This window comes from Oceanicoccus sp. (assembly GCF_029238675.1).
Taxonomy (GTDB): Bacteria; Pseudomonadota; Gammaproteobacteria; order Pseudomonadales; family Dasaniaceae; genus Oceanicoccus.
In genome coordinates this window covers 38,576-62,943 of the sequence record NZ_JAQWFR010000023.1, presented here as the reverse complement: position 1 = coordinate 62,943, position 24,368 = coordinate 38,576, and the positions used below count along the sequence as shown (strand labels likewise).

General features: G+C 46.4%; 18 protein-coding genes. 7 read left to right on the top strand and 11 right to left on the bottom strand.

Annotated elements, in window-relative coordinates:
• Positions 1 to 21: 21 nt before the first annotated feature.
• The 7 genes from nqrF to P8H32_RS07585 all read right to left on the bottom strand — a co-directional run bounded on the left by nqrF (position 22) and on the right by P8H32_RS07585 (position 7,786).
• Positions 22 to 1,239, bottom strand: coding sequence for an NADH:ubiquinone reductase (Na(+)-transporting) subunit F (nqrF, locus tag P8H32_RS07615; RefSeq protein ID WP_297292165.1), 1,218 nt, complete (start codon positions 1,237 to 1,239; stop codon positions 22 to 24).
• Between the two features lie 13 nt (positions 1,240 to 1,252).
• Positions 1,253 to 1,867: an NADH:ubiquinone reductase (Na(+)-transporting) subunit E gene (gene nqrE, locus P8H32_RS07610; protein ID WP_297292166.1), complete on the bottom strand. Its 615-nt coding sequence runs from the start codon at positions 1,865 to 1,867 to the stop codon at positions 1,253 to 1,255.
• Positions 1,867 to 2,532: an NADH:ubiquinone reductase (Na(+)-transporting) subunit D gene (locus tag P8H32_RS07605; protein ID WP_297292167.1), complete on the bottom strand. Its 666-nt coding sequence runs from the start codon at positions 2,530 to 2,532 to the stop codon at positions 1,867 to 1,869. The genes nqrE and P8H32_RS07605 overlap by 1 nt, the downstream gene beginning before the upstream one ends.
• Complete coding sequence (locus P8H32_RS07600; protein ID WP_297292168.1) at positions 2,532 to 3,308, bottom strand: Na(+)-translocating NADH-quinone reductase subunit C; 777 nt, start codon at positions 3,306 to 3,308, stop codon at positions 2,532 to 2,534. The genes P8H32_RS07605 and P8H32_RS07600 overlap by 1 nt, the downstream gene beginning before the upstream one ends.
• Positions 3,301 to 4,515 carry an NADH:ubiquinone reductase (Na(+)-transporting) subunit B gene (locus P8H32_RS07595; RefSeq protein WP_297292169.1) on the bottom strand — a complete coding sequence of 405 codons (1,215 nt, stop codon included), beginning with the start codon at positions 4,513 to 4,515 and terminating at the stop codon, positions 3,301 to 3,303. Before P8H32_RS07595 ends, P8H32_RS07600 begins: the two co-directional genes overlap by 8 nt.
• A 2-nt stretch (positions 4,516 to 4,517) precedes the next feature.
• Entirely contained in the window at positions 4,518 to 5,846 is a 1,329-nt protein-coding gene (locus P8H32_RS07590) for a Na(+)-translocating NADH-quinone reductase subunit A (protein WP_297292170.1), read from the bottom strand.
• A gap of 476 nt (positions 5,847 to 6,322) precedes the next feature.
• Entirely contained in the window at positions 6,323 to 7,786 is a 1,464-nt protein-coding gene (locus P8H32_RS07585; protein WP_297292171.1) for a glyceraldehyde-3-phosphate dehydrogenase, read from the bottom strand.
• A gap of 273 nt (positions 7,787 to 8,059) precedes the next feature.
• On the opposite strand from P8H32_RS07585, the gene mfd reads away from it, so the two are divergent.
• Positions 8,060 to 11,524, top strand: coding sequence for a transcription-repair coupling factor (mfd, locus tag P8H32_RS07580; RefSeq protein ID WP_301089029.1), 3,465 nt, complete (start codon positions 8,060 to 8,062; stop codon positions 11,522 to 11,524).
• Between the two features lie 47 nt (positions 11,525 to 11,571).
• A complete protein-coding gene (locus P8H32_RS07575) occupies positions 11,572 to 12,597 on the top strand; it encodes a CsiV family protein (RefSeq protein ID WP_301089026.1) in 1,026 nt (341 codons plus the stop codon).
• Here the strand turns inward: P8H32_RS07575 and P8H32_RS07570 are convergent.
• Both P8H32_RS07570 and P8H32_RS07565 read right to left on the bottom strand, forming a co-directional pair.
• Positions 12,557 to 13,288, bottom strand: coding sequence for an S-methyl-5'-thioinosine phosphorylase (locus P8H32_RS07570; protein WP_297292174.1), 732 nt, complete (start codon positions 13,286 to 13,288; stop codon positions 12,557 to 12,559). The genes P8H32_RS07575 and P8H32_RS07570 overlap by 41 nt on opposite strands.
• Before the next feature lies 1 nt (position 13,289).
• Positions 13,290 to 14,381 carry a mechanosensitive ion channel family protein gene (locus tag P8H32_RS07565; RefSeq protein ID WP_297292176.1) on the bottom strand — a complete coding sequence of 364 codons (1,092 nt, stop codon included), beginning with the start codon at positions 14,379 to 14,381 and terminating at the stop codon, positions 13,290 to 13,292.
• 410 nt (positions 14,382 to 14,791) lie between these two features.
• Between P8H32_RS07565 and P8H32_RS07560 the strand changes: the two genes are divergently transcribed.
• Positions 14,792 to 15,112, top strand: coding sequence for a DUF6763 family protein (locus P8H32_RS07560; RefSeq protein ID WP_297292175.1), 321 nt, complete (start codon positions 14,792 to 14,794; stop codon positions 15,110 to 15,112).
• A gap of 225 nt (positions 15,113 to 15,337) precedes the next feature.
• Here the strand turns inward: P8H32_RS07560 and P8H32_RS07555 are convergent, their stop codons facing one another.
• Together P8H32_RS07555 and nfuA are read right to left on the bottom strand one after the other, a co-directional pair.
• On the bottom strand, positions 15,338 to 15,547 hold the full coding sequence (locus tag P8H32_RS07555) for a cold-shock protein (protein WP_301089024.1): 210 nt from the start codon (positions 15,545 to 15,547) through the stop codon (positions 15,338 to 15,340).
• A 353-nt stretch (positions 15,548 to 15,900) separates the two neighbouring features.
• Positions 15,901 to 16,518, bottom strand: coding sequence for a Fe-S biogenesis protein NfuA (gene nfuA / locus P8H32_RS07550; RefSeq protein ID WP_297292037.1), 618 nt, complete (start codon positions 16,516 to 16,518; stop codon positions 15,901 to 15,903).
• Positions 16,519 to 16,764: 246 nt separating this feature from the next.
• Between nfuA and metH the strand changes: the two genes are divergently transcribed.
• The 4 genes from metH (at position 16,765) to P8H32_RS07530 (ending at position 24,342) form a co-directional block, all read left to right on the top strand.
• Positions 16,765 to 20,454 (top strand): methionine synthase, encoded by a 3,690-nt coding sequence (gene metH, locus P8H32_RS07545; protein WP_301089021.1) that lies wholly within the window; start codon positions 16,765 to 16,767, stop codon positions 20,452 to 20,454.
• Between the two features lie 434 nt (positions 20,455 to 20,888).
• Positions 20,889 to 22,547: a nitrite/sulfite reductase gene (locus P8H32_RS07540; RefSeq protein WP_297292035.1), complete on the top strand. Its 1,659-nt coding sequence runs from the start codon at positions 20,889 to 20,891 to the stop codon at positions 22,545 to 22,547.
• Positions 22,537 to 23,019, top strand: a complete 483-nt coding sequence (locus P8H32_RS07535; protein WP_297292034.1) for a DUF934 domain-containing protein — start codon at positions 22,537 to 22,539, stop codon at positions 23,017 to 23,019. Before P8H32_RS07540 ends, P8H32_RS07535 begins: the two co-directional genes overlap by 11 nt.
• Before the next feature lie 153 nt (positions 23,020 to 23,172).
• A complete protein-coding gene (locus P8H32_RS07530; RefSeq protein ID WP_297292033.1) occupies positions 23,173 to 24,342 on the top strand; it encodes a cation:proton antiporter in 1,170 nt (389 codons plus the stop codon).
• Positions 24,343 to 24,368: the final 26 nt, after the last annotated feature.

Here is a 24,368-nt window from a genome sequence, read left to right as displayed (position 1 = left end):
AAGTGCAGTCATAGATAGTACTTAAAATTCATCCAACATAATATTTTCATCTTCCACACCCAGGCTGTGCAGCATATTGATAATCGCTGAATTCATCATTGGTGGACCACACATATAGAACTCACAATCTTCAGGCGCCGAATGTTCACCCAGGTAATTGTCATGTACAACATTGTGAATAAAGCCTGTCATGCCCGTCCAGTTATCTTCTGGCTGCGCATCACTTAATGCCAGGTGCCAGTTAAAATTTGGAAACTCTTTGGCCAAGGCATCAAATTCATCAGCGTAAAATACTTCACGCAATGAACGCGCACCATACCAGAATGAAACTTTACGGTGGGTACCAATACGCTTAAGTTGGTCGAAGATATGTGAACGCATAGGTGCCATACCTGCACCACCGCCAATAAATACCATTTCTGTTTCATTTTCTTTGGCAAAGAACTCACCGAACGGACCGAATACTGTTACCTTATCACCTGGCTTCAGGCTAAATACCCAGGATGACATTTGACCTGCTGGCAGACTGAGGTTATTTGGCGGAGGCGTTGCACAACGGATATTAAACTTAACAATACCCTTCTCTTCCGGGTAGTTAGCCATTGAGTAAGCACGGATAATCGGCTCATCAACTTTTGATTCAACATCAAAGAAACCAAAACGTTCCCAATCACCTTTGTACTCTTCACCCACATCAAAGTCGCTATATTTAACATGATGAGCCGGAGCTTCAAGCTGCACATAACCACCCGCGCGAAATTCTACACTTTCACCTTCGGGTAACTTCAGGGTTAGCTCTTTAATAAAAGTCGCAACATTGGGATTACTTTCAACGGTACATTCCCACTGCTTAATACCAAACACTTCTTCTGGTACTTCAATTTTCATATCCTGCTTAACTGGAGCCTGGCAGGATAAACGCCAGCCTTCGCGAGATTCGCGAGGGGTAAAGTGCGGCTCTTCCGTTGGCAGCATAGAACCACCACCGTCATTAACAATACACTTACACTGCGCACAACTACCGCCACCGCCACAGGCCGAAGCCAGGAAGATATCGTTAGAAGCCAGAGTTTGCAGTAATTTATCACCCGCCGGAACGGAGATAGTTTTCTGGCCATTAATTTCAATATTGACGTTACCTGAACTCACCATACGAGCACGGGCGAATAAAATCACTGCCACCAAAGTGATGACGACGACTGTAAACATGCCTACGCCGAGGACAATTACCTGATTCATACTAATGCGCCTCTTATAGATCAATGCCGCCGAAGGACATAAAGCCTAACGACATCAAACCAACAGTAATAAACGTAATACCCAGGCCTTGCAAGCCATCCGGTACATCGCTGTATTTCATTTTTTCGCGGATACCAGCCAGCAAGATAATAGCTAATGCCCAGCCCACACCGGAGCCAAGACCAAACACTACTGATTCACCGAAACCGTAGTCACGCTCAACCATAAAGAGTGAAGCCCCCATGATTGCACAGTTAACCGTGATTAACGGTAGAAATACACCCAAAGCGTTATAAAGAGCCGGTACAAATTTGTCCAGGAACATTTCCAGGATCTGTACCAGCGCTGCGATAACACCGATATAACTCAATAAGCCAAGGAAGCTTAAATCAACCGTGGCAAAATCCGGGCTTAACCAAACTAATGCACCTTCTTTTAAAAAGTAGGTGTAGATCATGTAGTTAACCGGTACGGTAATACCCAGTACCACGATAACTGCTATACCCAGACCAATCGCCGCCTGCATTTTTTTGGACAATGCTAATAAAGTACACATGCCCAGGAAGAAGGCCAGCGCCATATTGTCAATAAAGACAGAGCGCACAAATAAACTTAGTAACTCTTCCATTACATTGCCTCCTGCGCGTTAGTGGTATTCGAAGTAATCTTAAACTCCGACTCTTCCACTTGCTCTTTCTTCCAGGAGCGTAGTGCCCAAATGAACAGACCGATCAAGAAGAAGGCACTAGGCGGCAACAGTAATAAACCGTTAGGCTGATACCAACCGCCATCATTAACCAGCGGCAGAATTTCAATACCCATCAACTTACCTGAACCAAACAACTCACGCACAATCGCAATAGCAATCAAAATGGCTGAGTAACCTAAACCGTTACCAACGCCATCAAAAAAGCTCGGTAGCGGCGGGTTCTTCATCGCAAAGGCTTCAGCACGTCCCATCACGATACAGTTAGTTATAATCAAACCAACAAAAACTGACAACTGTTTGCTGATTTCATAGAAATAAGCCTTTAACACCTGGTCAACCACGATTACTAATGACGCGATAATCACCATCTGTACAATAATGCGGATGCTATTGGGGATTACGTTACGGATAATCGAAATAGCGGTGTTAGAACAAGCACACACCACGATAACCGACATACACATAACCAAGGTAACTTTTAAACTTGAAGTTACCGCCAAGGCAGAACAAATACCCAGCACCTGTAAAGCTATCGGGTTATTTTTAAAAATGGGATCGACTAGCGAATCCTTAACTGTAGACATTATCCTGCCTCCCCTGAACGTAAATTACTGAGGAATTTCTGAAAACCTTTCTCACCCAACCAGAAGTGCACCAGGTTAGTAACACCGCGACTGGTTAAGGTAGCACCGGCCAGACCATCAACTTCGTAGTCCGCATTGGCGCTGCCAGGTGTGACTGAGCCTTTAATCAAACCGACTTCCACTTCGCCGTTTTGGTAAACTTTTTTACCCGGCCATAGTGATTTCCACTTAGGGTTATCGATTTCTCCACCCAACCCCGGTGTTTCGCCATGCTCGGAAAAACCTAAACCGGCGATAGTATTGCCATCGTTTTCCAGCGCGATAAAACCGCGCATGGTTGACCAAAGACCATAACCGCGAACAGGAAGGATAATTTTCTGTAGTTCACCTTTAGATAACACCAGATAGACCATGGAATAGTTTTCACGACGTGAAATCTTGGCCAGGTCATCTTCGCCACTTAAAGCTTCAGACAGCGAATTATCTTTAACCGCACGACGCTGGTCATAGGTGGCAACATCAACCACATCGGTATAGCGACCGGTTTCCAGATCCACTACTCTAGCGGTAATCAGGCGATTGTATTGATCTTCAATACTTTCATCTTTGTTAAGCATGCCGGCCGCAGCAAGGATATTGCTGTAACGGTCAAGCTTTTTATTGGCGTCCTGCTGGTCTTTTAATAGTACCGCGGCACTGGATACCACCAGCGAACAGACAATACATAGAACCAGCGCAACGATAATCGTCTTGGAGGTAGTTTCTTTATTAGCCACGGGCGAGCCTCCGTTTAATGTTAGCTTGCACCACAAAGTGGTCGATCACAGGAGAGAATAAGTTGGCAAATAGAATCGCCAGCATCATACCTTCTGGGAATGCAGGGTTTACCACACGAATCAGTACCACCATCACACCGATCAATGCACCAAACCACCATTTACCGGCATTGGTCATTGAGGATGATACGGGGTCGGTCGCCATAAAGATCATACCGAAGGCAAAACCACCAACGGTTAAGTGCCAGTACCAGGGCATGGCAAACATCGGGTTGCTATCGGAACCGAGTAGATTCAATAGGGACGATAAGGCAACCATTCCAATCATAACGCCGCTAACAATTCGCCATGAAGCAATACGCGTCCAAAGCAGAACCGCACCACCTAACAGAATCGCCAGGACAGAGGTTTCACCCATGGAACCAGCTTCAAAGCCTGCAAACGAATCCCACCAGGTTAATGAGTTTTGCAGGGCCACAACGCCATCGCTAGCTACAACCGATAAGGCCGTTGCACCGGTGTAACCATCAACCGCAGTCCATACTGCATCACCAGACATAGAAGCCGGGTAGGCAAAGAACAGGAATGCACGGCCGGTTAATGCCGGGTTAAGGAAGTTTTTACCGGTACCACCGAAAACTTCTTTACCGATAACCACACCAAAGGTGATACCCAGCGCAACCTGCCATAGGGGAATCGACGGCGGGCAAATCAAGGCAAATAAGATAGAGGTAACAAAGAAACCCTCGTTAACTTCGTGGCCACGTTTCATGGCAAATAGGACTTCCCAGAAGCCACCTACAATAAAGGTAACCGCATAAACGGGAACGAAGTACCAAAGACCATACCAGAAGTTATCCCACATGCTCGCAGGATCATTACCGGCAAAGGCTGAGATCAGGCCAACACGCCAGTCATCAGTCATTACCAGGCCGGTTTCGGCAAGAATAGTATTAGCCTGGAAACCAATATTCCACATACCAAAGAACATGGCTGGGAAAACACATAACCATACGGTGATCATAATGCGCTTTAGATCAACACCGTCACGGACGTGGGCTGTGGTTTTAGTAGTATGACCAGGAGAGTAGAAAATGGTATCTGCCGCTTCATACAGCGCAAACCAGTTTTCGTATTTACCGCCTTTATGGAAGTGCGGCTCCATATCGTCGAGTACTTTCCGCAATGCGGGGAATTTGACCGCCATGATTAACCCTCCTTCTCTATGCGAGTGAGGTTATCGCGGAGTATTGGGCCATACTCATACTTACCTGAGCAGACATAAGTACACAGCGCCAGGTCTTCCTCATCTAATTCTAAACAACCCAGGTCTTGCGCCATGGCGGTATCGCCAACGATTAGTGAACGCAATAATTGGGTAGGCAAAATATCTAGTGGCATGATTTTCTCGTAGCTACCTACGGGAACCATAGCTCTTTCACTGCCGTTAGTGCTGGTAGTGAAATCTAACAATTTGCTTTTGGTAAACTGGGAGATATAGATGGCAAGGTTTGAGTGCCTGGCAACGCCCGGTGACATCCAACCCATAAATTCACGCTCATCACCTTCCAGTAGTACGCTAACCTGTTGATGGTATCGGCCAAGATAAGCCACGGCACCGCGAGCTGTACGACCGCCTAAAACAGAACCGGAAATCACACGGTTGTTCTCAGGCTTAACTTTACCAGCGGTTAACTCTTGCAGATTGGCACCTAAACGCGTTCTCACTAACTCAGGCTTATCAACCTGCGGACCCGCTAATGCCACCACACGCTCAACCGATAGTTTGCCCTCAGCAAATAGCTTGCCGATGGCGATAACATCCTGATAACCGATAGACCAGGCGATTTTATTGGCGCTGACCGGGTTCAGGTAATGCATATGAGTACCAGCAAGCCCTGCTGGATGTGGGCCGGCAAACTCAACGGCCTCCACTTTGGCAGCACCGGTTGAGATATTGGCGCCTGGGGCTGTACTAACAAAGACCTTATCACTCAGCTTGCTCAATGCGTTTAAACCACCTTCGAAGGCCGCCACCTGCTCAGCGATAATCACTGAAGGGTCAGCCGCTAGTGGGTGGGTATCAATGGCAGTAACGAAGATCGCAGCCGCTGTTGAATCGGGTGCGGGTACGCGACTGTAAGGACGGGTGCGCAAGGCTGTCCACTGTCCTGAGTTAACCAGAGTATCGACAACCTGCTGTCGATCCATGGCATTAACATCGCCTGACGCAAAGGTTTCAAACTCGTCCTCTTCCACATCGATTACAACCGACTGGAATACACGCTTATCACCTCGGTTAATGGCCGATACGATACCGGTAGCAGGTGATGTATATTTCACACCCTCGGTTTTCTTATCGGTGAATAGTAGTTGACCGGTCTTGACGCGATCTCCAACTTGCACGGACATTGTGGGCTTCATGCCTACATAGTCAAAACCGACTAAAGCAACAGAGCGTGTTTTCGCCCCCTCACTAATAACCTGTACTGGTGCACCGGAGATAGGCAAGTCCAAACCACGACTGATCTTAATCATAGATATGCCTGACACTTGATAGTTAAAAAACTTGTAATATTAAGGATCTGACTCAACAGGAGAACAAATTCCATGGCTAAGGATAGACCGGAATCGTACTTTTTTCGTTGATATTTCGGCCCCGCAAGGACATGCCCTTAAAAATGGCGCAAGTATAAAGATCTGGGGGCACAAATGCCATAGCTAGTGGCCGCATTGGGTTGATTTAAAAGGCATTTTTTGTGGGTTCGGAGGCGATTTGGAGCAATTTCATTATTCAGGGGGGAAATGGTGGCAGGTTTACCTCTCATTCCACCGTCGTTCCCGCGCAGGCGGGAATCCAGCACTGTAGATTTCCGCAGCCTGCCGTCGAGTGCTTTAGTCGGGGGCGGAAATAACGGCATAAACATGCAGTCTGGATCCCCGCCCGCGCGGGGATGACGAAAACTACCAGACACAAAAAAGCCGCCCAAAGGCGGCTTTCTACTAAGCAACACTTAGTTTTCTTTAGGAAATACCCGATACTCAACACCAGCCATCTGCTCAAGTACACGGTGAACCTGGCAGCTATAGCCAAACTCATTATCGTACCAGCAGTACATAATGACCTGGTTACCATTCACAATGGTAGCAACTGAATCGTAGATACAAGCTTCGCGAGAGCCAACCAAATCACTGGATACCACTTCAGGAGAGTTTGAATAAGCCACTTGCTTACGCAGGGGTGAATGCAGTGAAACATTACGCATATATTCATTCACTTCTTCAACTGTGGTCTCTTTCTCCAGGGTCAGCTTCAAAATAGCCATAGAGACATTTGGAGTAGGAACGCGGATAGCATTACCGGTTAGCTTACCCTGCATAACAGGCAATACCTTGGCAACAGCCTTGGCAGCACCGGTCGAGGTAATAACCATATTCAATGGCGCGCTACGACCACGACGGTCAGCCTTGTGATAGTTATCAATCAGGTTCTGGTCATTGGTGTAAGCATGGATGGTTTCAATATGGCCAGAAGTAATACCAAACTTGTCATTCATTGCCTGCAATGGCGGAGAAATAGCATTGGTGGTACAGCTAGCCGCTGAAATAATACGGTCTTCATCACGAATCACGTCATTGTTAATGCCGTAAACGATATTCGGTACATCAGAACCAGGAGCAGTCAAAATAACCTTTGAAGCACCTGGACGCAGGTGACGAGATAGGCCCTCTGCATCTTTAAAGATACCGGTATTATCAATAACGATGGCATCATTGATACCGTGCTCGGTGTAATCTACCTCTTCCGGTGAACCGGCATAAATCACTTTAATTTCATTACCATTGGCAACAAAAGAGCTGCGCTCTTCATCAACACGGATGGTGCCATTGAATGGCCCGTGAACCGAGTCGCGACGCAATAAACTGGCACGCTTAACCAAATCATTCTTGGCGCCACCCTGACGAACAACAATCGCTTTAAGGCGCAAATTGTCACCACCACCGGTTTTCTCAATTAACAGGCGAGCCATTAAGCGGCCGATACGGCCAAAACCATAAAGCACCACATCGCGAGGCTCTGGGGCTGGCGTAGTATCGTTGATTAATTCAGCCACTTCTTCACGGACAAACTCTTCAACACTAACACCCTTGGCTTTTGCAGTCTCTTCATATTTAACCGCAATGCGGCCAGCATCAATATGGGCAATACCCAGATTTAGCTCAGCCAAAACTTTGATCACAGGAAAAGTTTCATACTCAGAAAGCTCATTACCCTCAACCTGACGCACAGCGCGGTGAGCCTTCATAATATCCAACACGGAGAGATTGACCAGATTTTGACCATAAACATAGGTCTTAACGCTATTACGGTAAAGCTTACCCACCAAAGGAATCATGCCTTCGGCTAAAGCTTCACGCTCTTTCCAATCACCAAAATAGTCATCGGGACGGCTACGGGTGCTGTTATCAGTGCTCACTGTTGGATACCTTCCATTAAGTATTGATGGGCAAGCAAAATTGGGCCTGCCAAAAAAGCGCGTATTATGTTCATTCACCCCGCTAAGTTCAACCGCTAGCGTGCTTTTTCGAGACAAATTGCCCGAATAAATCACTCCCGATGACTACATTAGCCGGACTTCAGCCACAATCGTTATGAGAGCCTAATAAATTGAAGCAAATCAACACTGTAAATAACACGCTGTCACGCTACAATAAGCGCCCTCGAAATGCAGCCTTAATCACAAGTATCTATGAGTCAAAACTCCTTATTCTCTCCCTCTGTCAGCAACAAAGCCGGTGACCGCCAGCGTTGGGGCAGCCTGTTTGGCAGCGCACCCAGTTTGGCCATTGCCAGTGCGGCCCATCAATCCGAGCGGTTAACCGTTCTAGTCTGTAATGACACGGCCAGCGCCCTGCGCTTTGAGCAGGAATTAAGCTTTTATGGCAGTGAGCTGGAAGTTGTGCACTTTCCCGATTGGGAAACCCTGCCCTACGATACCTTTTCGCCACATCAGGATATTATTTCTGAACGCTTAAATACCCTGCATCGCTTATCACAGATGAACAACGGTATTCTGGTGGTGCCGGTGTCGACCCTAATGCACCGATTATTGCCCAGCGACTACCTGAATGCCCATAGCCTGGTGATTGAGGTCGGCCAGCGGTTTGATATAGAAGCCATGCGTTTAAAACTGGAAGGCAATGGCTACCGCTGTGTGAATACGGTCTATGAACATGGTGAGTTTGCCCTGCGTGGCTCGATTATGGATATCTTTCCAATGGGTAGCAGCATGCCCTTCCGGGTTGACCTGTTTGGCGACGAAGTAGATACCCTGCGTACCTTTGACCCCGAGAACCAGCGTACCGTTGAGCAAATAAAATCAGTAAACCTGCTACCGGGTAAAGAATTCCCCCTGGACGAAACGGGCATCAAACGCTTTCGCAATCAATGGCATGAGCAGTTTGATGTCGACCACCGTCGCTGCTCTATCTATCAGGACGTTAGTGAAGGTATTGCTCCCGCCGGTATCGAATATTATCTACCGCTGTTTTTTGAAAACACCAGCACGCTATTTGATTTTTTACCCAAGGATAGCCTGATCGTTAACCTTGAAGGCCTGGAAGGTGCCGCCGACCAATTTTGGCGAGACCTGCATACGCGCTATGAAGATCGCAATATTGATGCGCAGCGCCCACTACTCAGCCCACAGCAATTATTTATTCCTAATGATCAATTATTTGCTGCCTTAAAGCATTACCCCCGCATTGTTATGCACCGTGATGTACTGGAAGAAAAAGTAGGCCATCATAATTTTGACTGCCAACCCCCTGCTTTTCTAAACATCGATAGCCAGGCAGAAAACCCATTAAAAGATGTCGAAGCACTCATTAATAAAAGCAATGCCCGGATTTTATTCTGTGCAGAAAGTGCGGGACGTCGGGAAAGCTTATTAGATTTATTAAATCGCCATAGCATCAAACCAGAAAACTGCGACAGTTGGCAGGCATTTATTGACAGCAATGAAAGACTGGCGATAACCATTGGGCCACTGGAAGCCGGTTTGCAACTTAGCGACACCATAGTTATCGCCGAGCCACAACTGTTTGGCCAGCGAGTGATGCAAAGCCGCCGCCGTCGTAAAACACAAGATAATAGCGACGCTGTTATTAAAAACCTGACCGAGTTACGCATTGGCGCACCGGTAGTTCATCTCGATCATGGCGTAGGTCGTTATCGCGGACTGCAAGAAATTGGGGTTGAGGGTGAAACCGCAGAATTTTTAACCCTGGAATATGCGGACGGAGCAAAACTCTATGTCCCCGTTTCATCACTGCATTTAATCAGCCGCTATAGCGGTGCCGATGAAGAACACGCCCCACTACATCGCCTTGGCAGTGACCAATGGTCAAAAGCCAAACGCAAAGCCGCTGAAAAAATTCGTGATGTTGCAGCCGAGTTGTTGGATATCTACGCACGCCGTGCAGCACGCCCCGGCGAAGCCTTAGCCAACCCCAAACAGGCCTATGAAAAATTTGCCGCAGGCTTTCCCTTTGAAGAAACACCGGACCAGGAAACCGCTATTGCCGCAGTCCTCTCTGATTTGCAAGCACCAACAGCCACTGACCGCCTGGTTTGTGGAGATGTTGGCTTTGGTAAAACCGAAGTGGCTATGCGGGCCGCCTTTGTGGCCGTACATAACAGCAAACAAGTGGCAATTTTAGTACCTACCACCCTGCTCGCCCAACAGCATTACGAATCCTTTAAAGACCGCTTTGCTGACTGGCCAGTAACAGTAGAAGTGCTGTCGCGTTTTCGCAGCAATAAAGAGGCCGAGGAAGTTCTGGCAAAAGTTAAAGCAGGCAAAGTCGATATTTTAATTGGCACCCACAAACTACTGCAGGGCGATGTTAAATATCATAACTTAGGCTTATTGATAATCGACGAAGAACATCGTTTTGGTGTTAGGCAAAAAGAGAAACTAAAATCCCTACGCTCCGAGGTTGATATACTGACCTTAACTGCCACACCGATCCCACGCACCTTAAATATGGCTATGTCCGGTATGCGGGACTTATCGATTATCGCCACCCCACCTGCCCGTCGTTTATCGGTAAAAACCTTTGTAAGGCAAACAGACAAAGGCATTATCAAAGAAGCTATGTTGCGTGAAATTTTACGCGGTGGGCAGGTGTATTATCTGCACAATGAAGTAAAAAATATTGAGCAAACCGCCAGGGAGCTGCAAGAACTGGTACCCGAGCTACGTATAGGTATTGGCCATGGCCAAATGCCTGAGCGACAGCTGGAGCAAGTGATGTCGGATTTTTATCACAAACGATTTAATGTCTTACTATGTACCACCATTATTGAAACGGGTATTGATGTACCCAACGCCAATACCATTATTATTGATCGCGCCGATAAATTTGGCCTGGCGCAATTACACCAACTGCGGGGTCGTGTTGGTCGCTCACATCACCAGGCTTATGCCTACCTGTTAACACCGGGCATAAAAAATATGACCAAAGATGCCGAGAAACGACTGGATGCGATTAGCCAGGCAGAGGACCTGGGGTCCGGCTTTACCCTCGCCACCCACGACCTTGAAATTCGCGGTGCCGGTGAATTATTAGGGGATGACCAAAGCGGTCAAATCCATAGCATTGGCTTTACCCTCTATATGGAAATGCTGGAACGTGCTGTTAACGCTATCAAGGAAGGCAAAGAAACCAATATTGAAGATGCCTTTAAACCGGGCAGCGAAGTCAACCTGAGGTTGCCCGCTTTAATTCCCGACGATTATTTACCGGACGTACATACCCGCTTGATTTTATACAAACGCATCGCCAATGCCGAAACCAATAACGACTTACGCGAACTGCAAGTTGAAATGATTGACCGCTTTGGCCTACTACCTGACCCGGTAAAAAACCTGTTCAGGGCCACTGAACTTAAGTTACGGGCGCAAGCCATCGGCATTGCCAAAGTAGAAGGCTCTGCAGTCGGCGGCAAACTGGAATTTGCAGAAGACACCCAGGTAGAACCTATAGCATTGGTCCAACTGGTACAAAGCCAACCCGCCACTTATCAACTAGCCGGGGCCACGGCACTAAAATTTAGCGAATCACTGGAAGAAACCGAACAACGATTTGATTTTATTGATAAGCTACTGGATAAACTCACACCCGATACTTTAAAGAAGGCTGTAGCTTGAAACACGGATCAGCACAGAGAGTAACCCTAAAGAGAACAACACTGATAATGAAATCATTAGCCTTTACATTACTGACCGCTGTCCTGATGAGCAATAATGCCGTGTTTGCCCAAGACAGCAAAAACAGGGCAACAGAGGCAAAGTGGTACCAGATTGAGGTATTTATTTTTGCCTATCAGGAAGCTGCCGAAAGTAATACTGAAGTCTGGCCAAAGGAACTGGGTTTAAAATACCCCCAGCGTATTGTCGAACTAAAAAAAGCTGCGCAAACCGAAGTGCTGCTCAACGACTGGTCCGGGAATAATATAGAAACTGCCGAAGAAACCACAGTAGAAAACACAGCAGAAACGACAGCAGAAACCATAATAGAAGCGACAGCACAGGCTCCGTTACCTGAACCACTCTTAGTCACCTTACAAGAACAACCCTTCACCCTATTAGCTCAAGAGCAACTCAGCTTTACCGAGATAAAACAAAAACTATTGCGGCAAAAAGACCTGCGTCAGTTATTTCATGGCGCCTGGCGTCAACCCATCGGCAAACGCAATGATTCTGAAAGCTTGTTGATACGCGGGGGGGATCAATTTGATAATCATTTCGAATTGGAAGGGTCAATTAGCCTGGGACTAGAGCGCTATTTACATATCACCACCGACTTATGGCTGAGTACTTTCGTTAGCAATGCCAGCCGCATGGAAAACCCATGGCCAGTACTCCCCAAAGCACCCATTGCCTCCAGCGCCAATGCCGGAGTGGCGCAGACTAACAAAACAACGGAAGATATTTTTAACCAGACAAACGCCGGCACAAGCTCAGGGACTATTTTTATTAACAATAACGATATGGAAAATCCGTTTCTTGATTTAGCGGGCAATCAATTCGCCGTTGACCAGACAGTGACAATGCGTCAGTCACGCAGAATGCGCAGTAATGAGCTGCACTATATTGATCACCCATTAATGGGTCTGCTGGTAAGAATTACACCCTATGAATTTCCCGAATCTACGGAAGAAGAACCTATGGAAGCGGAGCTCAGTGCAGCTCAGCCGGTGCAGCCGTTAGCAACGCCCTAACCTTTACCATTCCCGTATCGACTACACGGTGGATATCATCCATAGTGATTAAGGTATCGCTGCGCCCCGCTGCCGGGTTAACCACCAAACACAGACTGGCATAGTCCAACTCCAACTCCCTGGCCAAAGCAGCCTCAGGCATTGCGGTCATGCCGACAATATCACAGCCATCCCTATCCATACGATTGATTTCAGCGGCGGTTTCCAAACGCGGACCTTGAGTAACGCCGTAAACGGCTTTGTCTAACAGCGGCAATGAACAATGGGCGGCGGCATTGCTGAGAGCTGTACGCAAACGCTGTGAAAATGGGTAACTAAAATCTATATGTTCCAGCTTATCATCAGCGCCATCGTAAAGAGTGTGTTGGCGATCATAGGTGTAATCAATTAATTGGTCCGGGCATACCAAAGCCCCGGCCGCCATAGATGGGGTGATACCACCTACCGCATTCACGGCCAGTATTTGGCTGACGCCCAACTGCTTAAGCGCCCAGAGGTTGGCGCGATAATTAATCTGATGAGGTGCAATGGAATGGGGATTGCCGTGGCGGGCTAAAAAACAGACCTGATGCCCTTCAATCTCCGATTGAATAATAGCCGCCGAAGTATAGCCATAGTGATTATGCCGCTCACCGACTTCCTCACCCTGACTGAATTCATTTAGGCCAGTTCCGCCAATAATAGCCAGCATCTTAAACTACCGGGCCTGTTTGGCTATCAGGGGAATTAACCGCAACACCATCCGGAATATGGACGGTGGAGGTTGGGAAAGCCACATCGGCATTATGTTTAAAAATAATATCCAGGATTTCCAGTAAAACTCGCTGCTTCACCTGATGGTATTTAACCCAGTCGGTGGTTTTGGTAAAGGTGTAGATAAAGAAATCCAACGACGAAGGAGCAAAGCTATTGAAATTAACAATAATGGTTTGATTCTGGTCGATCTCTTCGTGGTGCCTAAGCAACTCGGTGACATCAGTGACTATGACTTTCATCTTGTCAGCATCTTCATAGCGAATACCAATGGTTTCATAGATACGACGATTAAGCATTCGGGAGGGGTTTTCAACCGAAATATGGCTAAAGGTAGCATTGGGGATATAAAGCGGGCGTTTGCTAAAGGTACGAATGCAGGTCTGCCGCCAGCCGATATGCTCAACCGTACCTTCTATTTCCTGGTCCGGCGAGCGAATCCAGTCCCCTACTGCGAAGGGTCTATCCAAATAAATCATTAAACCGCCAAAGAAGTTAGCCAGTAAATCTTTAGCGGCAAAACCTACCGCTATGCCTCCTACGCCACCGAAAGCCAGCACCCCTGAAATGCTATAACCCAGCGTTTGCAATATCACCAGGGCAACGGTAATGACCACAGCAGCCCTCACCAACTTACCGAGGGCCAACACTGTGGTGGCATCAACAGGCTCTGAGGCATACTCGTCGGACATTAAACGGGTTTCAACTTGCTTGATTAAACGAATTAAAAACCAGGCCAGCAGTAACACAACCGCTAGTTCACGCACTGGGCCAAGTGTGCTAAAAACAAAAGCGTCTGACTCAACCACCAGGATTTCTAACACCCAACTAAAACCAACCATCCACACCAACCAACCTGTCGGTGCGCGGGCAGCTTCCAGTAAAGCATCATCCCACAGCGTGTGAGTTTTCTTTAATTGCTGCTCCAACTTACGTAAAAACAAGCTCAGGACATAGCGCGCCAGCAGTGTGAGTAAAACCAGGGTAAACACTTCCCATAACCATGGATACTCAGTCAGATTGACATCCATAATGGTTGATTCTGTTGCTGGAGATGAAGCTGATGTATTCATAAGTTGTCACACTGTCCAATTTTGTATTGGGATGCTGTATTGAGGTGTTGCGCTGGAGCCGAATAAACATTAGCCGAGAGCAACCCACTGATTTTTAATCGAAAAAACTATAGATATAAGCAAAAAATTTATACAAATTTATTTCGTTTAAACTAATTTTTATAGTAAAAGCCTATAAGAAACTCTTTATAGAACATCGTCCTCCAATTTACAAATCATAAGCCATTGAATCTCATTAGGTTTCCCTGAAGAGGGGATTACTGATGGCTTTTAGGGCTTAATACCACCCAATAAATCAACTATGGACAGCGACGTTTTACATGATACTTTGAACCATAAGCATAAGCACGATAACCAGAGGGCGTGAAATGAAAAGTACTTCTCCTCAAGTTGGCAACTGGTATAAGGAAATTCAGCAAGGCCTGATCTTTGAAGTCGTCGCAGTAGATGAAAATACCCGAACAATAGAAACTCAGCTTATCGATGGTGCCGTGACGGAATATGACCTTGAAAACTGGAATGAAATGCTACTTGAAGAAGTCGAAGAACCGGAAGATTGGCGCAATGCTTATGAGTTAAGCAGCGAAGACTTCCTTAACCCCGATGATACGATTTACCCCGAGGACTGGAATGGCCCGGTTAGCATGATAGAAACCGATATCGTTAACGGTATGCTGGACGAGCTTTAGAACAGGCATTTCTTCAGGCACAAAAAAACCGCGACAAACGCGGCTTTTAGCCCTACTCACATTCGTGAACAAAGCAGGGTATAACGGATTAACAATAACCCGTCATCAGGAATAAAGTGCAGATAATATTACTAGAACTTTATTCCCAAGCAATTTCAGTGTACCTAAAACTTACAACCTACAACCTACAACCTATTACCTATAAAACTTGTAGAGGTGCTTGTTTTATAAAGGTACTACGTTCTCAGCTTGTGGGCCTTTTTGACCCTGAGTTACTGTGAACTCAACTTTCTGGCCTTCAGCTAAAGTTTTGAAACCGTCAGCACTGATCGCACTGAAGTGTACAAACACATCAGGGCCAGACTCTTGCTCGATAAAACCAAAACCTTTGCTTTCGTTGAACCACTTAACAGTGCCAGTAGTTTGATTAGACATATCTTAATCCTATTTTACATTTAGCTATTAGCTAATTTTAACATTCAATATTTAGCCCATACACACGGAGGCATGCAGAGCAATCTAGCTGGGAAATTTGGTGTTGATTATGAAGAACAGGACGAACTACTGCAGATGGAGCATCGTAATGATTGAACATAAAACAAGCCGTATTTTCAAGCTGCGTAGATTGTAACCACTTTATTAGGCCCGTCAATCACTTTATACATTTTTTTTCTACAAGGTAAATACTGAAAAATCAGTACCTTAGAGACAGGAACAGGGAAGAGTTTGTTAGAAATGTTAAAAAAAGGCCGCGATATTGGCAGCCCTTGGAATATAACCGCAATCAATTACTTGAAATAAGCGTGTGAACGGTCCGTATGGTCGGTCATATCCATCACTGCACTTAGCTCGGGAACCTGTTCTAACAAGTTCTTTTCAACACCATCTTTTAGCGTGGATTCCACCATGCCACAACCCTGGCAACCGCCACCGAACTGCAATATGGCAATATTTTCGTCAGTGACTTCCAACAGGGATACTTCCCCACCATGGGCAGCCAGTGAAGGGTTTACTTCATTAAACAGCACATAGTTAATACGATCTTCTATCGGGCTATCGGCATTAACCTTAGGTAGCTTGGCATTGGGAGCCTTAATCGTTAATTGGCCACCCATACGGTCTTTGGCGTAATCAACAAAGGCATCCTCAAGAAATGGAATGCTGCGAGCTTCAAACCTTGCTGTGAACTTTTCAAAGCTAACCAGAGTATCTTCTTCATCCAGGTCGGCCTCCCGACAATAGGCAATACAAGTCTCTGCTGTTGGTGTACCGGGGGCATTAACAAACATGCGAATACCCAATACATCGTCTTCCTGACCTTCCAATAACTCAGCCAGATAATCCTGGGCCGACTCGGTGATAGTCATCTTTAATTCTGTTGCTGCCTGTTCGGCTACTTCTGACATGAGCGATAAGCCTCTGACTCAATGATTTCTTTAATCCAACGCCCCAAAAAACTATATCAAAATATTTCAATATAGTTTAAGATGCGGCCTTTCCGCACCCCGGCTGACTTTTATAAGCAAGTTAGTCAGCTATTATACTGTGATTGCAGGGGTATAGAGAAGCAACTAAGTAAGTTAATTAACTATTCACTGCCAGAATCCCTTTAATTTATAAGGGCTTACAGACTTTTAGCGAACAGGCTACACATGACAGCAAGAGATACACGCATTGCCAACCTCAAGCAGGCCCTGAAAGACCGCATCTTAATTATAGATGGGGCCATGGGCAGCATGATTCAATCCTACGGGCTTGAAGAAGCAGATTATCGAGGTGATCGACTGGCTAATTATGATGTGGATATTAAGGGCAATAACGACCTACTCTCGATAACCCAACCGCATATCATTGAAGAAATTCATACCGCCTACCTGGATTCAGGCGCCGATATTATTGAAACCAATAGCTTCAACGCCACCCGTGTAGCCCAGGGTGACTACAAACTTGAAGACTATGCCTATGAGATTAATGTAGAAGCAGCCAAGGTTGCCCGCGCTGCCGCCGATAAAGCCACCGAAACAACACCGAATAAACCACGGTTTGTGGCCGGAGTACTTGGGCCAACCCCGAGGACTGCTTCCATATCCCCCGACGTTAACGACCCCGGTGCGCGTAATATTAACTTCGATCAACTGGCCGATGATTATTACCAGTCCACTAAAGGTTTAATCGAAGGCGATGTCGATCTAATTATGATCGAAACCATTTTTGATACGCTCAATGCTAAAGCTGCTATCTATGCCGTTAAGCGTTGCTTTAGAGATTTAGGGATTGAATTACCCATTATGATTTCGGTGACCTTCCCCGATATTAGTGGCCGCGTATTATCAGGACAAAGCCCTGAAGCTTTTTGGAATGCTATCGCCCACGCCAAGCCATTAATTGTGGGGACCAACTGTGGTCGTCGTTTTAAAGAAATACGCCCCTTTGTTGAGGAGTTAGCTAACGCCGCTGACTGTTATTTCAGCGGTCACTTTAATGCCGGCCTGCCTAACGCTTTTGGTGAGTACGATGAAACACCAGAAGATATGCAGCAAGATTTAAAAGGTTTTGCTGATCGTGGCTTTTTAAATTTGGTCGGTGGTTGCTGCGGTACTACCCCCGACCATATTAAAGCTATTGCAACCATTGCACTGGATTCCAAACCCAGAGAATTACGCACGCCCTCTCCTGCCTGTCGTTTAAGTGGCTTAGAGCCATTTACCATTAGCGCAGACTCTTTGTTTGTAAACGTCGGTGAGCGTTGTAACGTTACCGGTTCAGCAAAGTTTAAACGTCTTATTATTGATGGTGACTACGATACCGCCCTTGATGTAGCCCGCGAGCAAGTTGAAAACGGCGCGCAGGTTATCGACATCAATATGGATGAAGGCATGTTAGATGCTGAAAAAGCCATGGTGACGTTTTTAAACCTGATTGCTTCCGAGCCGGATATTTCTCGCGTACCCATTATGGTCGATTCCTCTAAATGGGAAATTATTGAGTCAGGCTTAAAGTGCATTCAAGGTAAAGCCGTGGTGAACTCCATCAGCCTTAAAGAAGGCGAAGCGGAGTTTATTGAAAAAGCCCAGCTATGTCTGGACTATGGCGCTGCCGTTGTCGTTATGGCCTTTGATGAAGAAGGTCAGGCGGATACGCTCGCCCGTAAAAATGAAATCTGCGAGCGCTCTTATAAAATACTGGTCGATGTTGTAGGCCTACCGCCACAGGATATTATTTTCGACCCGAATATTTTTGCAGTGGCTACCGGTATCGAAGAGCACAACAACTATGCCGTGGATTTTATTGAAGCCTGCCGCTTTATTAAAGAGAACTTACCCCATGCGATGATTTCTGGTGGCGTTAGTAACGTATCGTTCTCTTTTCGCGGTAATAACCCGGTACGCGAAGCGATTCACTCGGTGTTTTTATATCACGCAATCAAAGCCGGTTTGGATATGGGTATTGTCAATGCCGGCCAGCTTGCCGTGTATGACGACTTGCCTGCCGAACTTAAAGAAGCCGTTGAAGATGTAATTCTAAACCGCCGCGACGATAGCACCGAAAGATTGCTGGATATTGCCGGTGATTACGCTGGTGATGGCGCTAAGAAGCAAGTTGAAAACCTTGAGTGGCGTGACTACCCCGTTGAAAAACGTATTGAGCACGCCCTGGTTAAAGGTATCACCACCTATATTATTGAAGACGCCGAAGAAGCCCGCGTTAATGCCGAGCGCCCTATCGAGGTGATTGAAGGCCCCTTGATGGACGGCATGAATGTCGTTGGTGATTTATTCGGTGACGGTAAAATGTTTTTACCGCAGGTGGTAAAAAGTGCCCGCGTTATGAAGCAAGCGGTAGCGCACTTACAGCCTTTTATCGAAGAAGAAAAAAATGATGGCGCCACCAGCAATGGTAAAATTATTATGGCCACCGTTAAAGGTGACGTACACGATATTGGTAAAAATATTGTGGGTGTTGTCTTGCAGTGTAATAACTATGAGGTGGTTGACCTTGGGGTAATGGTTGCCTGCGATGAAATCCTTCGCGTCGCCAAAGAAGAAAATGCCGACATTATTGGTCTTAGTGGCTTGATTACCCCTTCGCTGGATGAAATGGTTCATGTCGCCAGGGAAATGAAGGACCAGGGCTTTTCAATCCCCTTAATGATCGGTGGTGCCACCACCTCTAAAGCGCATACTGCGGTTAAAATTGAACCGCAGTATGATCAGGCCCCTATTATCTATGTTCCCGATGCTTCTCGAAGTGTGTCGGTGGCCAGTGCTCTGCTCAGCGAAAAGCTGTATGAAAGTTTTTGGCAGGAACGCAAAGAGGAATATGCTGTAGTACGTGAGCGGGTTAAAAACCGTCAGCCTAAAGCCAAGCCTCTAACTTATGAAGCGGCAAAAGCGAATGCGCCAAAAATTGAGTGGGATAATTACACACCACCAAAACCCAGCTTTCTGGGCACCAGGGTTTTTGATGACTATCCGCTAGCGGATCTAGTAGACACTATTGATTGGACGCCGTTTTTTATCAGCTGGGATTTAGCCGGTAAATACCCAAAAATTCTCGATGATAAAGTGGTTGGTGAAGCGGCTCGCACCTTATTTGATGATGCGCAGAAGATGCTGAAAAAACTGATCGACGAGAAATTATTGACCGCTAAAGCGGTTATTGGTTTCTGGCCAGCTAACCAAGTCAATAGCGATGATATCGAGGTGCTTACTGGTGATGATCAACCCACCACCCTGCACCATATTCGCCAACAAACTGCCAAGCCTAATCGCAAGCCGAATTTCAGCCTGGCTGACTTTATTGCACCCAAGAGTACAGGCCTTGAGGACTATATTGGTGGCTTTGTTGTTACCGCAGGTATTGGCGCGGAAGAATTAGCTCGGCAATATGAAGCAGCGGATGATGATTATAGTGCGATTATGGTAAAAGCGCTGGCTGACCGTCTGGCGGAATCTTTTGCTGAACATATGCACTTACGAGTTCGTAAAGAGATCTGGGGCTATGCTGGCGACGAAGCGCTAAGCAATGAAGAATTGATTAAAGAGCGTTACCACGGTATTCGTCCTGCACCTGGCTATCCTGCCTGCCCCGACCATACTGAAAAAGGTACTCTATTTAAGCTGTTATCCGCAGAAGAGAATATCGGTGTTGAACTCACCGAACATTACGCCATGACACCAGCTGCTGCTGTCAGTGGTTTTTACTACTCTCACCCTGAGTCCAGTTATTTTGCTACGGGCAAAATCAGTAAAGACCAAGTAGATAGCCTGGCAGAACGTAAGGGAATGACAGAAAAGGAACTGGAACGCTGGTTATCACCTGTGTTGGACTATGACCTATAACCCATGATCGCCAGGCATTAGAAGTGTGACCAAGGCGCCCAATCGAGCGCCTTATATCGACCGTTAAATGGGCATTCCACTCAACCAAAATACAACGGTACCGACTACAAGGGCAATCACTGCGGTGGCTGCAAAGGCATCGTTTAGGCCATCATTATGCTTCTCTTGATCTGACATACTGCTTGTTCCTCATCAGGTATTACTAGTTGGGGGTATTTTTTCTGGGCGGCATTATAGCAGTATCTCTTTAAATCAAAAGGGGGGATTTGATCGCCTACACCAGTCATTCCCGCGATGGTGGGAATGACTGTGCTTCAAACCCAATATAGCAAGCAATTACAGAAACTTATCTCGCCCAACGGCATCAAATTTAGTACAATCCCGCGTCATTTTTAACCGATTACAGCTTTTAACCTAATTACAGCAAGGCTCCAATGTATATATACGACGAACACGATCAGCGCTTGGTAGACGAACGGGTAAACCAGTATCGCGGCCAGACAGAGCGTTACCTGGCCGGTGAAATCACCGATGAGCAATTCCTGCCCTTACGCCTGCAAAACGGCCTGTATGTGCAGCGTTTAGCCCCTATGTTGCGTATTGCTATTCCTTACGGCACCTTCAACAGCACCCAGATGCGTAAACTGGCCCACATCAGCCGCCACTATGACAAAGGCTATGGCCATTTCAGTACCCGCCAGAATCTGCAGTTAAACTGGCCCAAGCTGGAAGAAGTACCCGATATCCTGGAAGAACTGGCCTCAGTACAGATGCATGCTATCCAAACCAGTGGCAACTGTATCCGCAACACCACCACCGACCAATTTGCCGGTGCTGCTGCCGATGAGCTGGAAGATCCACGCCCTTACTGTGAGATTATCCGCGAGTGGTCTACCTTCCACCCTGAATTTGCCTTTTTACCCCGTAAATTTAAAATCGCCGTGTGTGCTTCTGAGGCTGATCGCGCTGCAACACAAATGCATGATATCGGTATTGAGGTCGTTCATAACGCTGAAGGCGAAACTGGTTTCCGCGTATTAGTTGGTGGCGGTCTGGGCCGGACTCCGGTGATTGCTACCGAGATTGTTGATTTCTTACCCAAGCAACATTTAATCACTTATCTGGAAGCCATCTTGCGGGTCTATAACCAGCTTGGTCGCCGCGATAACAAATACAAAGCCAGAATCAAGATTTTGGTTCGCGCTATGGGTATTGAAGCCTTCCGCGAAAAAGTTGAGCAAGAGTGGGCAACCATCAAAGACGGCCCTTCTACTTTAACGGAAGCCGAATTTGATCGAGCCAAGTCCTTTTTCCATTCACCGGATTACGCCAGCATTGATGATAATGCTGCCGAAGCTTCCCTTGCGGAACAAGCTGCGCAGAACCCAGCCTTTGCTAACTGGTTAAAGCGCAATGTCGATGCCCATCAAGCACCTGGTTATGCGATGGTTACCTTATCGCTAAAAGCTACAGGTTATGCCCCTGGAGATTTAACCGACCAGCAAATGGAAGCGGTTGCCGATATGGCAGACCAGTTCTCTTTCGGTGAAATTCGTGCCAGTCATCAGCAAAACCTGATTTTGGCCCATGTGCGTAAAGATCAACTGCTAGCGGTTTTCGAGCAGGCCCAGGCACAGAATTTTGCGACAGCAAATATTAACTACCTGACCGATATGATTTGCTGCCCCGGCGGTGATTTCTGTGCCTTGGCTAATGCCAAGTCGCTACCTGTATCCGAAGCTATTCAACGCAAATTTGATGATTTGGATTATCTCTATGACTTAGGTCCTATTGACCTGAATATATCGGGCTGTATGAATGCCTGTGGTCACCACCATATTGGCCATATTGGTATATTGGGTGTGGATAAAAAAGGCCAGGAGTTTTTCCAAATTTCATTGGGTGGTAGCCAGGATAAAGATGCCTCGCTAGCAAAAATCCTTGGCCCTTCTTTCTCTTCTGCTGACGTTCCTGATGTTGTCGAAAAAATTCTCGATATTTATGTAACTCTACGCACTGAAGAAGAAAGTTTCCTCGACACTTATCGACGTGTCGGCATTGATCCGTTTAAGGAGAAAGTCTATGCCAAATAAAATTATTAAAGACGGTGCTGTTACCGATGACAACTGGCAAGTTCTGGATGCGCAAGCCACTGAAGTTCCTGAAGGTGCTGTTATTGTTCCGCTATCTTTATGGAACGGACAGAAAGATACTTTGGCCCAGCGCGGTCAATTAGGAGTTTGGTTGAACAGCGATGAATCGCCACAGCTGATTGCCGACAGCCTTGATAACTTTGACGTTGTTGCCATTAACTTCCCGGCCTTTGCCGATGGTCGCGGCTTTACCTATGGCCGTGAACTGCGCCAGCAACATAATTACCAAGGCGAAGTCAGGGCTATTGGTGAATTTATTCGCGACCAATTGTACTTTCTTAATCGCTGTGGCTTTAATGCCTTTGCCCTCGATGGTGTTGACCTTGATAAAGCCCTGGATAGCTTTGCTGATTTTAGTGACGCTTACCAGGCTGCGATTGACCAGCCAGAGCCTTTGTTTAAAAGACGTTAGTCGTTCCCGCGAAGGCGGGAACCCAGAGTACATCCAAAACCACTGGATTCCCGCCTACGCGGAAATGACAGATTAAAGAGGTCACTATTAAGTGGCCTTTTTATTGGTTTAACGTAATAATCCTGTAAAGACAATAATTGGCTAACAATCATCATGGACCCCAACAGCATTACCTTTGCTTTTTTCCTGATATTCTCAGGTGCCGCCGTGCTTGCCTCGGTTGCCCTCTATACCCGCCAACCCATGTTAATTGCTTATATCGCTTTAGGTGCATTAATCGGCCCCTATGGTATGGGCTATGTGACCGACTTAAAATTATTATCTGATATCGCTCATTTCGGTATTATTTTCTTATTGTTTTTGCTTGGCCTGGATATGCAACCCCAAGCCTTGATCTCCACTATGAAAAAAGCATCCTGGGTGGCCATGATCAGCTCTGTTGCTTTTGCAGCTATTGGCTATGGGGTAGCCTGGAGCTTTAGCTTCACCCATACGGAATCGGTTATTGTCGGCGCGGCAATGATGTTTTCCAGTACTATTATTGGTATCAAATTATTACCCACCACCGTACTCCATCACCGACATATGGGCGAGATGATGATTGGCCTATTATTAATTCAGGATGTTATCGCTATCTTTGTGCTGTTAATTTTACTCAGCGGCGACGTCGGTGAATTTGATTTAATGCTACTAGGTAAAACCGTTATCGCCCTACCTTTGTTTATTTTGTTTGCGATCGGTTTTGTTAAATATATTTTGCTAAAACTGATTCAAACTTTTGACCGTTTTCATGAGTATATTTTTCTACTCGCCATTGGCTGGTGTTTAGGAATGGCAGAAGCCGCTCATATGGTTGGGCTATCCGCTGAAATTGGCGCGTTTATCGCCGGTATTTCTTTGGCAACCAGCCCAATATCACAATATATAGCGGTCAACTTGAAACCGTTGAGAGATTTCTTTTTAGTACTGTTCTTTTTCTCGCTGGGTGCACGTTTTGACTTAAGCTTGCTGGGTAGTATTTTATTACCAGCTGCTATTTTGGCCCTATTAATTATTGGTTTAAAACCAGTTATCTATTACGGCCTGTTACGCAATGTTAGCGAGAGAAAACCACTGGCCTGGGATATCGGTTTTCGGTTGGGGCAAATCAGTGAGTTCTCGTTATTGATTGCTTATGTAGCCACCGGAGCTTCACTAATTGGCAAAGAAGCCTCCCACCTGATTCAGGCTACAGCCATTATCACCTTTGTTATTTCATCTTATATCGTAATCTTTAATTGTATGACACCGATTGCGGTTTCGGATAAATTACGGCGGGATTAATCCTACACTCCGTCATTCCCGCGCAG

What these genes read in the sequence shown, in the direction of transcription:
- P8H32_RS07565 (WP_297292176.1), bottom strand. Translation starts at nt 14,381, where the DNA reads ATGGATGTCAATCTGACTGAGTATCCATGGTTATGGGAAGTGTTTACC.
- P8H32_RS07555 (WP_301089024.1), bottom strand. Translation starts at nt 15,547, where the DNA reads ATGTCTAATCAAACTACTGGCACTGTTAAGTGGTTCAACGAAAGCAAA.
- P8H32_RS07605 (WP_297292167.1), bottom strand. Translation starts at nt 2,532, where the DNA reads ATGTCTACAGTTAAGGATTCGCTAGTCGATCCCATTTTTAAAAATAAC.
- P8H32_RS07590 (WP_297292170.1), bottom strand. Translation starts at nt 5,846, where the DNA reads ATGATTAAGATCAGTCGTGGTTTGGACTTGCCTATCTCCGGTGCACCA.
- nqrE (WP_297292166.1), bottom strand. Translation starts at nt 1,867, where the DNA reads ATGGAAGAGTTACTAAGTTTATTTGTGCGCTCTGTCTTTATTGACAAT.
- nqrF (WP_297292165.1), bottom strand. Translation starts at nt 1,239, where the DNA reads ATGAATCAGGTAATTGTCCTCGGCGTAGGCATGTTTACAGTCGTCGTC.
- P8H32_RS07575 (WP_301089026.1), top strand. Translation starts at nt 11,572, where the DNA reads ATGAAATCATTAGCCTTTACATTACTGACCGCTGTCCTGATGAGCAAT.
- nfuA (WP_297292037.1), bottom strand. Translation starts at nt 16,518, where the DNA reads ATGTCAGAAGTAGCCGAACAGGCAGCAACAGAATTAAAGATGACTATC.
- P8H32_RS07540 (WP_297292035.1), top strand. Translation starts at nt 20,889, where the DNA reads ATGTATATATACGACGAACACGATCAGCGCTTGGTAGACGAACGGGTA.
- metH (WP_301089021.1), top strand. Translation starts at nt 16,765, where the DNA reads ATGACAGCAAGAGATACACGCATTGCCAACCTCAAGCAGGCCCTGAAA.
- P8H32_RS07530 (WP_297292033.1), top strand. Translation starts at nt 23,173, where the DNA reads ATGGACCCCAACAGCATTACCTTTGCTTTTTTCCTGATATTCTCAGGT.
- P8H32_RS07535 (WP_297292034.1), top strand. Translation starts at nt 22,537, where the DNA reads ATGCCAAATAAAATTATTAAAGACGGTGCTGTTACCGATGACAACTGG.
- P8H32_RS07560 (WP_297292175.1), top strand. Translation starts at nt 14,792, where the DNA reads ATGAAAAGTACTTCTCCTCAAGTTGGCAACTGGTATAAGGAAATTCAG.
- P8H32_RS07595 (WP_297292169.1), bottom strand. Translation starts at nt 4,515, where the DNA reads ATGGCGGTCAAATTCCCCGCATTGCGGAAAGTACTCGACGATATGGAG.
- mfd (WP_301089029.1), top strand. Translation starts at nt 8,060, where the DNA reads ATGAGTCAAAACTCCTTATTCTCTCCCTCTGTCAGCAACAAAGCCGGT.
- P8H32_RS07570 (WP_297292174.1), bottom strand. Translation starts at nt 13,288, where the DNA reads ATGCTGGCTATTATTGGCGGAACTGGCCTAAATGAATTCAGTCAGGGT.